Here is a 14472-nt window from a genome sequence, read left to right on the forward strand (position 1 = left end):
TAATTGAAAAACGCGGTGCAACCACCGCAAGCCGCGCCCGCTGGCTATTCGCCCCAGGTGGCTTCCAGCACGCGCAACCAGTTGCCGTAACAGATTTTCTCCAAAAGAGTGCGCGAGTAGCCCCGCCCGGCCAGTGCTTGCACCAAAATGGGGAAACCGGCCACATCCTTCATGTCACCGGGGATGGTGGTACCATCCAGATCGGAACCGAAGCCGACGCCATTTTCTCCCAGTTTTTCCAGCAGATACTCCACATGACGGACGATCTCCTGCACCGTGGCGGCCGGGTCTTTACGGCCGTCGGCACGCAGGAAGGAGGTACCAAAATTGACGCCGACAAACCCGTCGCGTTCGCGAATCGCCGCCAGTTGGCTGTCCGTCAGGTTGCGCGACTGGGCGCACAAGGCGTGGGCATTGGAGTGGCTGGCTACCAGTGGTGCATCGGAAACCGCCGCCGTTTGCCAGAAGCCTTTTTCATCCATGTGGGAGAGGTCCACCAGAATGCGTTTGGCGTTGCAGGCGCGTACCAGTCGCAGCCCGGCATCGGTCAGGCCGTCGCCGGTGTCCGGAGAGGAAGGAAAGCGAAAGGGTACCCCCTGACCGAAGATATTCGGCCGGCTCCACAACGGCCCCAGGCTGCGCAGCCCAGAGGCGTAGAGAATATCCAGCAGATCCAGTTCGGCATCCAGCATCTCGGCACCTTCAATGTGCATCACGGCGGCCACCACGCCTTCTGCCATGCAGCGGCGGATATCCGCCACGCTGCGGCAGATTCGCAGTTGCCCGCCAGACGCCGCTTCAAGGCGCAACAGGGTGGAGAGCATCCAGAAGCTGATGTCACGCGCCTGCGCCATCGACGGGGTCGTTAATGAAACGTTACCACCTGGTATGGATGTTGCATCACCGTTGGCAGAGGGAACGTAGGTGGCGAACAGGCCACCAGCGAATCCGCCCTGCCGGATCCGGGGCAGGTCAATGTGACCTTGCGACGGCCCGTTCAGAAAGGCGTCGGTCGGATTATCGCGATGAAGCCGCCACAGACGTGATAACACGTCGTTGTGACCATCAAAGACAGGGAGTGCGGCGTGCTGCTCAAGCGGCTTGTCTGACACAGGCGAATCTGACATGGATGAAGTACCGATACTGGATTGAAGGAAAATGATTTTCTGAGATGGAACCTGATGTGCACCTTCCTGGTGCAGGTCATTCAGGCGGAGAAATTTTGTTCGCCGCGTCACCATTTAAGCCAGCGCCCGTGATGTCTGTCAAGCCGCAAAAAGAAAAAATATCTTTTTTTATATTTTAAAATCAGACACTTGGGGGATTAATGGTTACCAGAAGACGTTTTCTTGCCGGTTGCGCGACCGTACCTTTCCTGTCCTGGCTTAATGTGAACACCGCGTTTGCCGATACGCCGCCCTCAATACTGGTGATGGCGATGCAGCTTGATAACATGACCAGTCTCGACCCGCAGGAAGGGTTCGAGGCGGTGGGAACCGAAATTATCGGCAATCTCTATCAGCGTTTGGTGATGCCGAACCCGGCCAATCCGCAAGAGGTGATTGGCGATCTGGCCGTCAGTTGGGAAGTGGCCAACGACAGCAAAACGTTCACTTTTCACCTCAACCCGAAAGCCCAATTCGCCGATGGCTCGCCGGTGACCGCCACCGATGCGGCCTTCTCGCTGCAACGCGCGGTGAAGCTGGATAAAAGCCCGGCGTTCATCATCAATCAGTTCGGCTTTACCAAAGACAATGTCGAGCAGCACATTACCGCACCAGATGACAGCACGCTGGTGATAAACCTCGACAAACCCGCGGCGGAAACCTTCCTGTTGTATTGCCTGTCAGCCCCGGTGGGCAGCATCGTGCAGAAAAAAGCCGCACTGGCGAATCAGCAAAACGACGATTTGGGCAACCAGTGGCTGAAGCAGAACAGCGCCGGTTCCGGCCCGTTCTCACTGGTGAGCTGGAAGGCCAGCGAAAGCATCATTTTGCAGAAAAACGATCACTTCCCGGCGAACAATGCCTTCAAACGTGTGCTGATTAAACACATTGTTGACCCGTCCGCCCAGTTGCTGATGCTGCAAAAAGGGGACGTGGATATCGCCCGCAACCTGACCACCGAGCAGATCCGCCCGTTAGTGAACGACAGCAACTACCATTTGGTGCGCCAGAGCATCGCCAGCGTGATGTTGCTGTCTTGCAATACCGCCAACGAGTTCCTGAAAAAGCCGCAGGTATGGCAGGCTATCAAGTGGGCGCTGGACTATGACAGCATCCAGAAAAACATTCTGCCGCTCACGCACAAAGTGCATCAGAGCTTCCTGCCGGGCGGCTTCCCGGCGGCGCTGGACGATAACCCGTTCCACCTGGATGTCGCTAAAGCCAAAGCGTTGCTGAAAGACGCCGGTTATCCCGATGGTTTTGACATTACCCTGGATCACTACTCCGCGCAGCCGTACCCGGATATCGCGCAGGCGATCCAGACCCAGTTGGGTGCTATCGGCATCCGCGTGAAACTGATCGCGGCGGAAAACCGTCAGGTGTTGACCAAAATGCGCGCCCGCCAGCAGCAACTGGCGCTGACCGCGTGGGGGGCCGACTATTTTGACCCGAACTCCAATGCCGAAGCGTTTTGCATCAACACCGACAACAGCGATGGTGCGCGCAACCGCACGCTGGCGTGGCGTTGCAACTGGTCGGATGAAAAATTCAATCAGTTGACCGAGCAGGCGCTGCATGAGCAGGACCCAGCCAAACGCATCGCGCTGTACGAAACCCTGCAACGTAACCACCGTGAGCAGAGCCCGTTCACACTGATGATGCAGGATGAAAAAACGCTGGCCTGTCGCAAGAATCTTAGCGACGTCACCATGACGGTCTTAAGCAAGGTGCCTTACCAGCAGGTGAAGAAAGCCTGATGCAGATACTGATTCGTTTTTGCAGTACGCTCGGCAGCCTGTTGTTGACCCTGTTGGGGCTTTCGGTACTGACCTTTTTCATCGGTCGGATTATGCCGACCGACCCTGTGCTGGCCGCCGTTGGGGACAATGCCCCGCAGGCGGTGGTGGAGCGGGTGCGTCAGGAAATGGGGCTGGATCAGCCCCTGTGGGTGCAATACGGTCACTACCTGAATCAACTGCTGCACGGCGATTTAGGTCGATCGGTCCTGACCTCTAACCCGGTCACCACCGATATTGCTCGCTATTTCCCTGCCACGCTGGAACTGGCGACAGCGGCGATTATTGTCGCGGCGCTGGTCGGCATTCCGCTTGGGGTGTGGGCGGCGGTGCGCCAGGGGCGCTGGGTCGACCAGGTGATTCGCGTCATCTGTCTGGCGGGCCATTCACTGCCGGTGTTTGTGCTGGCGTTACTCAGCCTGCTGGTGTTCTATGCGGTGCTGGGTATTGCGCCGGGGCCGGGGCGGCAGGACATCCTCTTTCAGGACATGGTGCCGCATGTGACCGGGTTGCTGACGGTGGATTCGCTACTGGCGGGCGACTATGACGCGCTGCGTGATGCGCTGGCGCACATGGTGCAGCCGGTGCTGATTCTGGCGTATTTCAGCATGGCGTATATCACCCGTATGACCCGCACCTTCATGCTTAACGCACTCAGCGGCGAGTTTGTGATCACCGCCCGCGCCAAAGGGTTATCGTCCCGTCGGGTGGTCTGGCGGCACGCGTTCCCCACAGTAGCGGTACAGCTGGTCACCGTACTGGCATTGACCTACGCCGGGCTGCTCGAAGGTGCGGTGGTGACAGAAAACGTCTTCTCCTGGCCGGGGTTGGGCCAATACCTCACCACCGCGTTACTCAACGCAGATATGAACCCCGTGGTGGGTGCCACGTTGCTGGTAGGCGCGGCCTATGTGCTGCTGAACCTGCTGGCTGACATTCTCTATCGACTTTTGGATCCCCGCGTAACATGAGTTTTTTGGTCTCACGAGCCTGGTTGCTCGACGAAACGCCCGCCACACGCCGTCAGGCGGTGTGGGGGCAGCGTTACCGCCTGTGGCTGGGGTTTCGCACCAATCCGCTGGCAATGATAGGGTTGATCATCATCGCGGTGGTGATGCTGCTGGCACTGGTGGCCCCCTGGCTGGCCCCTTACGACCCCGGTTTTCAGAACCTGTCTAACCGGTTGGCCGCGCCGTCTGCGGCGCACTGGTTCGGCACCGATGAACTGGGGCGTGATGTGTTCAGCCGTATTGTCTACGGCGGGCGTACCACGCTGGGTATGGTGCTCGCGGTGGTGGCGCTGACCGCGCCCATCGGCCTGCTGGTTGGCTGTATCGCCGGTTATGCTGGTGGGTGGCTGGATAAAATCCTGATGCGGCTGACCGATATCTTTCTGGCCTTTCCTCGGCTGGTGCTGGCGCTGGCGTTTGTCGCAGCGCTGAAACCGGGAGTGGAAAGCGCCATTCTGGCGATTGCGCTGACTGCCTGGCCGCCGTATGCCCGGCTGGCGCGAGCGGAAACGCTGCAATTCCGTCATACCGATTTTATCGCCGCCAGCCGCCTGACCGGTGCCGCGCCGCTGCGCATCATTCTGCGCCACATTATGCCGTTGTGTGTACCGAGCCTGATTGTGCGGGTGACGCTGGACATGAGCTCCATCATCATCACCGCCGCCAGTCTGGGCTTTCTTGGCATGGGGGCACAGCCGCCGTCACCGGAGTGGGGCACGATGATCGCTACTGCGCGTCGTTTCCTGTTCAACGCCTGGTGGGTGCCGCTGGTGCCTTGCGTCGCCATTTTCCTGACCTCGCTGGCCTTCAACTTTTTGGGTGATGGCCTGCGTGATGTGCTGGACCCGAAGGAGCGCTAAATGCTGGTGGAAATTGAGAATCTCCGTATCGCGTTTGCCAATCGGACGGAAGCGTTTGAGGCGGTGCGTGGCGTTAGCTTCAGCGTTGGTAAGGAAAAATTCGCTATCGTCGGTGAAAGCGGTTCCGGTAAGTCGCTGACGGCCCGTAGCCTGATGCAATTGCTGCCGGGTAGCGCCCGTGTTCAGGCCGACAAGCTGAGCTTTGACGGTATCGACCTGCGCGGTGCCAGTGAAAAAACGCTACGCCAGATTCGCGGCAAGCGGGTCGGTTTTATCCTGCAAGACCCGAAGTATTCGCTGAACCCGGTGATGACCATCGGCCAGCAGGTGGCGGAGGCCTGGCGCGAGCACAAAGGCGGCAGCCGCCGTGCCGCAATGGATGCCGCCATCGACCTGTTGGATCAGGTGCGCATTCGTGACCCGCAGCGGGTGGCAGGGCGTTATCCGCATGAGGTGTCGGGCGGTATGGGGCAACGGGTGATGATCGCCATGATGCTGGCACCCGACCCGGAATTACTGATTGCCGATGAACCGACCTCCGCGCTGGATGCCACCGTGCAGGCGGAGATCCTCTGCCTGATTAACGATCTGGTTTCGCAACGTGGCATGGGGCTTATCCTGATCAGTCACGATCTGCCGCTGGTGTCGCATTTTTGCGATCGCGTCGCGGTGATGTACGCCGGGCGGATCGTCGAACTGCTGCGGGCCAGCGAACTGTTACAGGCGCAGCATCCCTATACGCAGGGGTTGCTGGCTTGCCTGCCGTCGCTGAAACACCCGCGCGCTCGGCTGCCGGTGCTGCAACGCGACCCGGCCTGGAGGGACGCGTGATGGGGGAAAATGCATGATTAACGTAGAAAACCTGCGCATTGCCTTCGGTAACCTCGAGGTGGTGAAAGGGGTGTCCTTCGCACTGGAGAGCGGTGACAGTTTCGGTATGGTGGGCGAAAGCGGTTCCGGCAAATCCACCATTTTACGTGCGCTGGCCGGGCTCAATACCCACTGGCAAGGGCGCATCGAGTTTGGCGGCATGGCGCAATTGGCCCGACGGGATCGCAGCTTTTTCCGGCAGGTGCAGATGGTGTTTCAGGATCCGTATGGATCACTCCATCCACGCCAGACTATCGATCGTATTTTGCATGAGCCGTTGCTGGTGCACCGATTCGATCGTGCCGAACAACGTATCACCCGGGCGCTGGATGAAGTCGGCCTGCCTGCCGCGGCGCGTTTTCGTTTTCCCCATCAGCTTTCCGGCGGCCAGCGCCAGCGGGTGGCGATTGCCCGCGCACTGATCGCCGAGCCGGAAGTGCTATTGCTGGATGAACCGACCTCGGCGCTGGATGTCTCGGTGCAGGCGGAAATCCTCAACCTGCTGACAGACCTGCGTCAGGCGCGTAGGCTGACCTATATCATGGTCAGCCACAATCTGGCGGTGGTGTCGCATCTGTGCCAGCGCGTCGGTGTGATGCAGCATGGCGAAATGGTGGAACAGCTCAGTGTGGAAGACTTGCGGGCGCGTAACCTGCATCACCCCCACACGGCGGAACTGTACGATTTAAGCATGACGCTGGAGGAACCGGCATGACATTACACTGGCAGCGCGCCATTGATGAAGCGCAGGCGATCACACAATCCTGGCATCAACCCGGTGAGCCGGGCGGTGCTATCACATTATTCGATGGCGAACAGATCCGGGCCGCCTGCTGCGGTGGGCTGGCGGATTTGGCGCAGAACACCCCGTTTACCACCCAGAGCGTGGTACGTTTCGCCTCAGTCACCAAGCACCTGTTTGCCTCACTGGTGACGGGAGCGGCCAGTCAGGCACTGGCGCTGACGGACAGTCTCGAGAGGCATCTGCCGCAACTGACTGGCGAAAACGGTCAGGTGACGGTCGGGCAGGCGCTGGATATGACATCCGGCCTGCCGGATGTGCGCGAAAGCCTGTCGCTGCTGGGGTTATCGGTGTACAACGCCACCTCGGCTGACAGCTTGCTGGCGTTTCTGGCGGAGAATGGCGAGCTGAATTACCCGGCGGGCAGCGAGATCTCCTATACCAACACCGGCTACCGGCTGGTGGAAGAAGCCTTGAAAGCCAAGGGCATTTATTTTGCCGACCTGCTGCGCCAGCACATCAACCAGCCGTTGGGGATTGCCCTCAGCGCGCCGGAAACCTGGTTTGATATCGTGCCGGGGCTGGTGCCGGGCTACTGGCGAGCGCCGCAGGGCTGGCAGTTATCCTGCGCCGGGCTGCATTTGTCTACCTCGGGTTGTGTCACCGGCAGCGTGCATGACCTGACCGTCTGGCTGCAAGCGCTGCTAATGAATCAGGGGCCGGGTGAGGGTGTGCTGGCACGATTGTCCCAGCCGCGCTACCTGCGTGACGGCCGCGTGACTGGCTACGGGCTCGGTGTGGCACACAGCCACATTGGGTTGGCACAGTTGGTGGGGCACGGCGGCTCTCACGCCGGTTACAAGAGTTACTTCCTGCTCGACCCGGTATCACAGGCGGGGGTAGCGCTGGTCGCTAACCGCGAAGATGTCGCTACCTACGACAGTGTGCTGCGGGTGATGTCGGCGCTGCTGGACCAGCCACTGCCCACGCGCGGCCACGACCTGACGCCGGGGCTGTATGTTGCAGAGCAGGGCGGGCACTGGCTGGACGTACAAGGCCCAGGCGCCTGCTGGCTGGGGGCGACGGAAACCTTGTACCGTAGCGAGGAGCCCGGCGTGGCGATGTCATTGTCCAGCCATCTGCCGATGAGATTACGGCAGGACGGTATGGCGATAGCCGGAGAAATCGGCCACGCACCGTGTCGTTTCTGGCCGGTGGAAGCCGACGATAGCGTGGCGGGCCTGCAAGGCCGCTGGTACTGGCCGGATACCCGCAGCGAACTGGTGATCGACGGTGACTGTATCGTGATGGGGCTCGGTCCGGCGGCGATAGCCGGTTCTCTGCAACCGCTTGGCAACGGCCGTGCACTGGCGACCGTGCAAGACGGGCCGTGGGAAAAACGGTTCTCGTTGTTGATACAAGACGGCTACCTGACGCTGTTACTAAATCGCAGCCGGGTGGTGCGGTATCAGCGCGGGTGAGGTTGGCGGATTGAACTATTGGTACCAGAAAGGAAAACGGATTTTCCTTTCTGGTGTGCGACTTCCTTCGCCGACAGGTGTTTAATCCCGATAAATCCCCACCACGGCTTCCTCGCCGATATACCCGTAACCGCGGTACATGCCTTCGCTGTTGAACGGTAGTGCGATGTTGCCCTGGTAGTCAACGGCGATAAGTCCGCCGCTACCGCCTAGCGCCAGCACTTTTTCCATCACGACTTTATCGGCAGCTTGCGACAGCGGCAGGTTGGCGTATTCCATCAGTGCGGAGACATCATAGGCGGCGACGGTACGCATGAATACCTCGCCGGTGCCAGTGCAGGAGACCGCGACGGTGCGGTTGTTGGCGTAGCAGCCAGCGCCAATGATGGGTGAGTCGCCGACACGTCCGGCACGTTTGTTGGTCATGCCGCCGGTGGACGTGGCGGCTGCCAGATTACCGGCAGCATCCAGCGCAACGGCACCCACCGTACCGAATTTGCGATCCGGATCGAGCGGATCAGCGCCTTGCGTTTGGCGTTCGCCGTCGTGATCCAGCAGGATCTTGTCATTGCCCGCCTGCGCTTTTAGTAACTGCTGATAGCGTTCGTCGGTGGAGAAAAAATCTGGCTCGACCATCTCCAGCCCTTGCTCACGGGCGAAGGTTTCTGCGCCTTCTGCCGTGAACATCACGTGCGGGCTGCGTTCCAGCACGGTGCGAGCAGCCAGAATCGGGTTGCGGATATGGTTAACCCCGGCAATGGCACCTGCATCCAGCGAGCGGCCGTCCATAATACTGGCGTCCAGTTCGTGGGTGCCACGGTGGGTAAACACGGCACCTTTGCCAGCATTGAACAACGGGCACTCTTCCAGCAGACGTACGGCTTCGGTGACCGCATCCAGCGCGCTGCCGTTGGCAGCCAGAATCTCCTGCCCGCGGGTGACAATCGCCTGCAACGCGGCGCGATAGCGCTGTTCTTTTTCACTGTCCATCGCTGTGCGGCTCAGCGCGCCTGCGCCGCCATGAATCACAATGACCGGTTTCATCTTGGATGTGCTTCCTTATGTTCAGGGCATTAGTTCTGCGTGGTTGCCAGATAGGAAAAGGCACCCAGCAAGCTGACGATCGGCGCGATGGTGGGTGACGAGTAACCCACGGTGATGGCGTCTTTGCGAACGACGCCTGGGATCAGGCAGAACAGGTCTGCCAGTACCGGTTTGGCGACCATCAGTTCCAGCTCATACGGTGGCTGCAAACGGGTGGTGGTTTCTTTATGCGCTTTTTGCACTGCCTGGGTTGCTGCCAGCCGGATAGCGTTGCGGGCGGCCTCCGGGCTGAGCGATTCTGCCGCGGTCTGGGAAATGGCGCGTTTCACGCAGGCGTAATCGGCCGCCGGGTAGTAACGTGTGATCCAGCTTTGCAGCGTGTCGTCACCGCTGACCAGCCACAACGGGGTGTTCAGTTCAGCACCTGCCGCGGCGTAGATGTCGCTTTCGCCCATCACTTCGCCGTTGATACGCACCCGGTAAAATGCCCGGCCGTTAATGGTGTGCGCCAGTACGCCGTGCTCACCGGCAGCGCTGTGGTAACCGATGAACATCAAACCGTCGAATTGCTGTTGTTGCAGTCCTTCCACCATCGACAAACCGCGTGGTTTGCCCTGCACCAGACGGGCGCGCGGGTCGATGTTTTCAGCGCGCAGGTTGGTCATGGCGGCATGACTGTCGGCCACGACCACTTCGCTGGCACCACCGGCGAACGCGCCTTCGATGGCGGCGTTCACTTCCTGTTCCATCAGCCCGCGTGCTATCTGATGTTCCGGCGTGCCGGGGCTGCACTGTTCCGGTCGCATCACACCCGCGATGCCTTCGATATCCGCAGAAATAAATACTTTCATGTCAGCGTCCTTATCGCCTGTTCTCAGGCGGTTATGCGAAATCTTGTGCCAGACGGTCCAGTACCTGAGTCAGGGCCGGGCGATGGTGGCCGCGAAAACCGGTGACGGCCTCGGCCTGTAACAACGCATCCAGCACCGCGTGTTCGGTGGCGTCGGCCGCGGCATTCAGTAGCGGCTCCAGTTGCGCGTCTTCCGGTGGCTGCGGTGTGGGTTGGGTGGAAAAGGCCACCGCGATATCGCCGGAACCGTGACCCCAATAGCTGCCGAGCCGACCGAGCCCGGCACCCGCGCGGCGGGCGATGCGGGTCAACTGACGGGCATCAAGCGCGGCGTCAGTCGCCATAATAATGATGATGGAACCGGCATCCTGCTGCGGTGTCAGTTCCGGCAGCAGGGGTGCAATGGCGTCGCCAACCTGCACGCCGTCCAGCGTCAGGGCGGGCAGGGTGCCGAAATTGGCCAGCACCAGTACCCCCAGGGTGGCGTCCAGTTCCGCAATCTGCCGCGAGGCGGTGCCGATGCCGCCTTTGAGCGCGAAGCAGCTCATGCCGCGCCCGGCACCCACGCTGCCACGAGCGAAATCCGCCGTGGCGCTATCCAACGCGGCGCGCGCCATCGCTTCGGTGACGGCCAGCGCCTGAATATCATTGAGCCAGCCGTCGTTGCACTCCAGCGCTAGCGGATTGACGGTCGGCAAACGGCGGCCCAGTTCGGGATTGTGGCCAATCGCGTCGCGTACCAACGCGGTGAAGAGTGTGCCGACTGACAGGGTGTTGCTGAGCAGGATGGGGGTTTGTAATTGTCCCAGTTCTTCAATCTGCACCAGCCCTACCGGTTTGGCGAAACCGTTGAGCACCGCCGCACCGCAGGGCAGCGGTTGTATAAACAGGTTATCGCTGTTTGGCACAATGGCGGTCACGCCGGTCTGAATCTCGCCTCCGGCCAGCGTAGCATGGCCGACCCGCACGCCGGGTACGTCGCTCAGGCGGTTATGCGGGCCGCAGGGCAGGCGCGGTGTACCGAGTTGTCGCTCTGTCCGCCAGCGTTGCAGCAGCGGTAGCAGTTGCGCCTGTTGATAAGGTGTCATGATCGGTTCGCTCAGCTTTTCAGTTTCGGGTCCAGCGTATCGCGTAGCGCATCGCCCAGCAGGTTAAAGGCCAGTACGGTGCAGAAAATCGCTAAACCGGGGAAGACGCTGACGTGCCACTGGCCTGCCATCATCATGCTACGGCTCATCGCCAGAATGTTACCCCATTCAGGCACATCCGGTTCCGGCCCCAGGCCGATGAAACTCAGCCCGGCAGCGGTCAGAATACTGGTACCGATACGCATGGTGAAATACACAATCACGTTCGGCAAGGTACCCGGCAGGATATGGCGCAACAGAATGACCCGGTCCGGCGCACCGGCGCAGCGGACGGCTTCAACGTAGGCCGCCTGTTTGAGTGAGAGCGTAGAGGCGCGCACAATGCGGGCGAACACCGGCACGCTGAATACCGCTACCGCGATAATCACGTTATTCAGGCCGGGGCCGAGGATTGCCACCACGGCAATCGCCAGCAACATGCCGGGGAACGCGAACAGCACGTCGCAGCCGCGCATGATCAGCATGTCGATAGTGCGTCCATAGTAGCCCGCCAGCAAGCCGAGGGCGATGCCCGCCACCATACCCAGCGTGACGGAGACAATACCGATGTACAGCGAAATGCGTGCGCCATAAATGATACGGCTCATCACATCGCGGCCCAGATCGTCGGTGCCCATCCAGTGGCTGGCGGAAGGCGACGCGCCAAGCGCCATCCAGTCCGGCTCCATTGGGTTCCAGGGAGCCAGCCAGGGGGCGAACACCGCCACCAGCACCAGCAGTAACACAAAACCGCCGGAGGCCAGCGCCATCGGGTTGCGGATGAACGCATGCAGAAAATCGCGCCACGGTGAACGAATCGTACTGTCGTTCAGGGCGGAGGAGGGTGCCACGATCGGCTCTTGAGAGGTGTTCATCGCAGCTCCTAACGCAGACGAATGGCCGGGTTCACCACTGCGTACAGCAGGTCGACCAGCAGGTTGATCAGGATAAATTCAAATACGAACAGCATCACCAGTGCCTGAATCACTGGCTGATCCTGACTCTTGATGGATTCAATCAACAGCCAGCCGAGCCCCGGCCAGTTGAACACGCTTTCCACCACAATCGAACCACCCAGCAGAAAGCCGAACTGCAACCCGAGCATCGTGATAACCGGGATCAGCGCGTTACGCATCACGTGTTTCCAGACAATCAGCCGCTGGCGCAGCCCTTTGGCACGGGCGGTGCGCACGTAGTCTTCCTGCATCACTTCCAGAAACGCCGAGCGGGTAAAGCGCGCCATCACCGCCGCGACCGAAGCGCCCAACGTTAGCGCGGGCAGAATAATGTCGGTTGGTTTGTTGTAACCGCTGACTGAGAAAAGGCCGAATGGCATGGCGACAAACTGAATTAACAACAGGCCGAGCCAGAACGGCGGCATCGAAATGCCGCCTACCGCCAGACTCATCAAAGACCAGTCCTGCCATTTGCCCCGTTTAAGCGCGGCAAACACGCCGATCAGCAGGCCGAGGATCACCGACCAGGCGAAACCGGCCAGCGCCAGCCACAGCGTTGGCAGAAAACTTTTTTTGATGACACTCAGCACTGGCTGTTGGGTACGGTAGGTGACGCCAAGGTCACCGTGAACCAACCCGGTCAGCCAGTGGAGGTACTGCTGCGGCAGCGGATCGTTCAACCCTAAATGCTCACGGGCGGCTTCCACCGCCTCAATGGGAGCGTCAGGGCCAGCATAGATCCGTGCCGGGTCACCCGGTAACAGTTTGATAAAACCGAACACCAACAGGGAGATCACCAGCAAGACCGGGATCATTTCCAGCAAACGTCGGACGATATAAGCAAACATGGTGATCCCCTGTGCGATTACTTGAACTCAGCCTGATCGAAGATCAGAGAACCGTCCGCCAGCATGTAAACGCCAGACAGATTTTTCACTTTACCGACCAGGTTGTCCGGTACACCCAGGAATACCACCGGCGCGTCTTTCCAGATCAGTTTCTGGGCATCGGCATACGCGGCAGCACGTTTGCTGTTATCTGAGGTAGCCAGACCGGCGACGATAGCTTTGTCCACATCCGGGTTGCTGTAGTAAGACACGTTATAGGCTTTCGGCACCCAGGATTCTGTCGCAAACAGCGGACGCAGCGCCCAGTCGGCATCACCGGTAGACGGTGACCAGCCACCGTAGTACAAGTCGAATTCAGCCTGTTTCGGATCTTTCACGCCGAACAGTTTTTCGTTGCGGGTACCGGAGTCCATCGGGGTCACGGTGACTTTGATGCCGACCTGCTCAAGCTGCTGTTTGAAGAACTGCGCACTGCGCACAGCGGAGGTGGCGTTGCTGACCCACAGTTTCAGTTCCAGCCCTTTTTCGTAACCGGCTTCTTTCAACAGCTCCTTCGCTTTCGCAGGGCTGTAGGTATAGTTCGGCTCGCTCTGGCTGGAGAAGAACTGCACGCGCGGTGCCATGGCCGAGGCAGCAGGCAGACCCATACCGGCGAAACCCACTCTCAGCCACATAGTCCGGTTGATGGCAAAGTTCAGCGCCTGGCGTACCCGCACGTCACTCAGCGGGCCGTGCTGGGTGTTGATAGCCATATAGTACAGATAGATGCTGGGGTCACGCTGGACAGCCAGCTTGGTGTCGTCTTCAACGGTTTTCACCAGGTCGGACGGCAACGGGTAGATAGCGTCAGACTGGCCGGATTTCAAGGCGGCGACGCGGGTGGCGTCTTCCGGCGACGGGTAGAAGGTCACGTTATCAACTTTCGGCCAGCCTTTCTGCCAGTAGTTGTCGTATTTCGTCAGTTTGACGTCTTTACCCTGCTGCCATTCGACAAACTTGAACGGACCGGTACCGACCGGGTGTACACGCAGCTGGGTTTCATCCGGGTACTGTTGCAACGCGGCCGGGCTGTGCATCACCGCAGACGGATGCGCCAGGGTGTTGATAAACGCACCGAAGGATTTATTCAGCTCGATTTTGACCTGTGTCGGCGATACGACCGTCACACTCTTGATCATATTAAACAGGCTGTTGCGCTTGAGCCCTTTGCTCTGGTCGGCCAGACGGTCAAGGTTGGCTTTGACTGCATCAGCGTTGAACGGTGTACCGTCCTGAAAGGTCACGCCCTCACGCAGCGTGATGGTGTATTCGGTCGCATCGGCGTTGCCGGTGTAACCGGTTGCCAGTTGAGGCACCAGTTTCATCTGGTCGTCGAACTGGAACAGACGTTCAAAGATCCCGCTCTGGATGGAGTAACTCAGGGTATCTGAAGTGTCGTGCGGATCCAGCCCGGTGATGTCAGCGTACATGGAAATGCGCAGATCCTGAGCCTGAGCGGCAGCGGCCAAACACAATGACAGCCCAAGTGCGACAGCGGAACGACGTGAAGTTACTGCGGGTAGTAACGATTTCATGGTGTCTCCTGTAATGGTTTGTGTTGCTGGTTGTTGTGCTGCTTTCTATTATTGTTTGTTTTTATTACTGTTTAATTTTCACCGTAGTCAGTACGTTGCCGACGCGGTGACTGCCCTTGGGCAGTTAGGGTGTCCCTGGTGTTGGACG

Annotated in this window: 13 protein-coding genes; 6 read left to right on the forward strand and 7 right to left on the reverse strand. The window is 59.7% G+C overall.

Features of this window, described 5'->3' with window-relative positions; genetic code table 11:
* Window positions 1–44: 44 nt before the first annotated feature.
* A complete protein-coding gene (locus FGI04_RS19720; protein ID WP_407322061.1) occupies window positions 45–1127 on the reverse strand; it encodes a dipeptidase in 1083 nt (360 codons plus the stop codon).
* Window positions 1128–1327: 200 nt separating this feature from the next.
* Here FGI04_RS19720 and FGI04_RS19725 point away from each other — a divergent pair, with 200 nt between their 5' ends.
* From FGI04_RS19725 to FGI04_RS19750, 6 genes are read left to right on the forward strand one after another with little or no spacing between them, the layout of a single operon-like run.
* Window positions 1328–2923, forward strand: a complete 1596-nt coding sequence (locus FGI04_RS19725; protein ID WP_168364642.1) for an ABC transporter substrate-binding protein — start codon at window positions 1328–1330, stop codon at window positions 2921–2923.
* Window positions 2923–3933 (forward strand): ABC transporter permease, encoded by a 1011-nt coding sequence (locus tag FGI04_RS19730; protein WP_016943495.1) that lies wholly within the window; start codon window positions 2923–2925, stop codon window positions 3931–3933. Before FGI04_RS19725 ends, FGI04_RS19730 begins: the two co-directional genes overlap by 1 nt.
* Window positions 3930–4832 carry a nickel transporter permease gene (gene nikC / locus FGI04_RS19735; RefSeq protein WP_342699065.1) on the forward strand — a complete coding sequence of 301 codons (903 nt, stop codon included), beginning with the start codon at window positions 3930–3932 and terminating at the stop codon, window positions 4830–4832. The genes FGI04_RS19730 and nikC overlap by 4 nt, the downstream gene beginning before the upstream one ends.
* On the forward strand, window positions 4833–5663 hold the full coding sequence (locus tag FGI04_RS19740) for an ABC transporter ATP-binding protein (RefSeq protein ID WP_342699064.1): 831 nt from the start codon (window positions 4833–4835) through the stop codon (window positions 5661–5663).
* A gap of 13 nt (window positions 5664–5676) precedes the next feature.
* Window positions 5677–6417 carry an ABC transporter ATP-binding protein gene (locus FGI04_RS19745; protein ID WP_168363820.1) on the forward strand — a complete coding sequence of 247 codons (741 nt, stop codon included), beginning with the start codon at window positions 5677–5679 and terminating at the stop codon, window positions 6415–6417.
* The gene (locus tag FGI04_RS19750; RefSeq protein ID WP_407337137.1) at window positions 6414–7925 is read left to right on the forward strand and encodes a serine hydrolase domain-containing protein; all 1512 of its coding nucleotides are present in this window, start codon (window positions 6414–6416) and stop codon (window positions 7923–7925) included. Before FGI04_RS19745 ends, FGI04_RS19750 begins: the two co-directional genes overlap by 4 nt.
* An 81-nt stretch (window positions 7926–8006) precedes the next feature.
* On the opposite strand, the gene FGI04_RS19755 is transcribed toward FGI04_RS19750, so the two are convergent.
* Genes FGI04_RS19755 through FGI04_RS19780 form a run of 6 tightly spaced genes read right to left on the reverse strand, consistent with a single transcriptional unit; the run spans window position 8007 to window position 14324 of the window.
* Window positions 8007–8969, reverse strand: a complete 963-nt coding sequence (locus tag FGI04_RS19755; protein WP_407337138.1) for an isoaspartyl peptidase/L-asparaginase family protein — start codon at window positions 8967–8969, stop codon at window positions 8007–8009.
* Between the two features lie 29 nt (window positions 8970–8998).
* Window positions 8999–9820 (reverse strand): M55 family metallopeptidase, encoded by an 822-nt coding sequence (locus tag FGI04_RS19760; RefSeq protein ID WP_342699061.1) that lies wholly within the window; start codon window positions 9818–9820, stop codon window positions 8999–9001.
* A 31-nt stretch (window positions 9821–9851) separates the two neighbouring features.
* A complete protein-coding gene (locus FGI04_RS19765; RefSeq protein WP_407337140.1) occupies window positions 9852–10907 on the reverse strand; it encodes a DmpA family aminopeptidase in 1056 nt (351 codons plus the stop codon).
* Between the two features lie 11 nt (window positions 10908–10918).
* A complete protein-coding gene (locus tag FGI04_RS19770) occupies window positions 10919–11821 on the reverse strand; it encodes an ABC transporter permease subunit (RefSeq protein WP_038902969.1) in 903 nt (300 codons plus the stop codon).
* A gap of 8 nt (window positions 11822–11829) precedes the next feature.
* Window positions 11830–12750 carry an ABC transporter permease gene (locus FGI04_RS19775; RefSeq protein WP_342699059.1) on the reverse strand — a complete coding sequence of 307 codons (921 nt, stop codon included), beginning with the start codon at window positions 12748–12750 and terminating at the stop codon, window positions 11830–11832.
* 17 nt (window positions 12751–12767) lie between these two features.
* Window positions 12768–14324 carry a glutathione ABC transporter substrate-binding protein gene (locus tag FGI04_RS19780; protein WP_342699058.1) on the reverse strand — a complete coding sequence of 519 codons (1557 nt, stop codon included), beginning with the start codon at window positions 14322–14324 and terminating at the stop codon, window positions 12768–12770.
* Between the last annotated feature and the right edge of the window lie 148 nt (window positions 14325–14472).

The sequence above is a fragment of the Dickeya ananatis genome (assembly GCF_019464615.1).
In the GTDB taxonomy this organism is placed as follows: domain Bacteria; phylum Pseudomonadota; class Gammaproteobacteria; order Enterobacterales; family Enterobacteriaceae; genus Dickeya; species Dickeya oryzae.

Coding starts and splice junctions, on each gene's coding strand:
- FGI04_RS19740 (WP_342699064.1), top strand. CDS start 4,833: ATGCTGGTGGAAATTGAGAATCTCCGTATCGCGTTTGCCAATCGGACG.
- FGI04_RS19770 (WP_038902969.1), bottom strand. CDS start 11,821: ATGAACACCTCTCAAGAGCCGATCGTGGCACCCTCCTCCGCCCTGAAC.
- FGI04_RS19730 (WP_016943495.1), top strand. CDS start 2,923: ATGCAGATACTGATTCGTTTTTGCAGTACGCTCGGCAGCCTGTTGTTG.
- FGI04_RS19755 (WP_407337138.1), bottom strand. CDS start 8,969: ATGAAACCGGTCATTGTGATTCATGGCGGCGCAGGCGCGCTGAGCCGC.
- FGI04_RS19745 (WP_168363820.1), top strand. CDS start 5,677: ATGATTAACGTAGAAAACCTGCGCATTGCCTTCGGTAACCTCGAGGTG.
- nikC (WP_342699065.1), top strand. CDS start 3,930: ATGAGTTTTTTGGTCTCACGAGCCTGGTTGCTCGACGAAACGCCCGCC.
- FGI04_RS19720 (WP_407322061.1), bottom strand. CDS start 1,127: ATGTCAGATTCGCCTGTGTCAGACAAGCCGCTTGAGCAGCACGCCGCA.
- FGI04_RS19750 (WP_407337137.1), top strand. CDS start 6,414: ATGACATTACACTGGCAGCGCGCCATTGATGAAGCGCAGGCGATCACA.
- FGI04_RS19760 (WP_342699061.1), bottom strand. CDS start 9,820: ATGAAAGTATTTATTTCTGCGGATATCGAAGGCATCGCGGGTGTGATG.
- FGI04_RS19780 (WP_342699058.1), bottom strand. CDS start 14,324: ATGAAATCGTTACTACCCGCAGTAACTTCACGTCGTTCCGCTGTCGCA.
- FGI04_RS19725 (WP_168364642.1), top strand. CDS start 1,328: ATGGTTACCAGAAGACGTTTTCTTGCCGGTTGCGCGACCGTACCTTTC.
- FGI04_RS19775 (WP_342699059.1), bottom strand. CDS start 12,750: ATGTTTGCTTATATCGTCCGACGTTTGCTGGAAATGATCCCGGTCTTG.
- FGI04_RS19765 (WP_407337140.1), bottom strand. CDS start 10,907: ATGACACCTTATCAACAGGCGCAACTGCTACCGCTGCTGCAACGCTGG.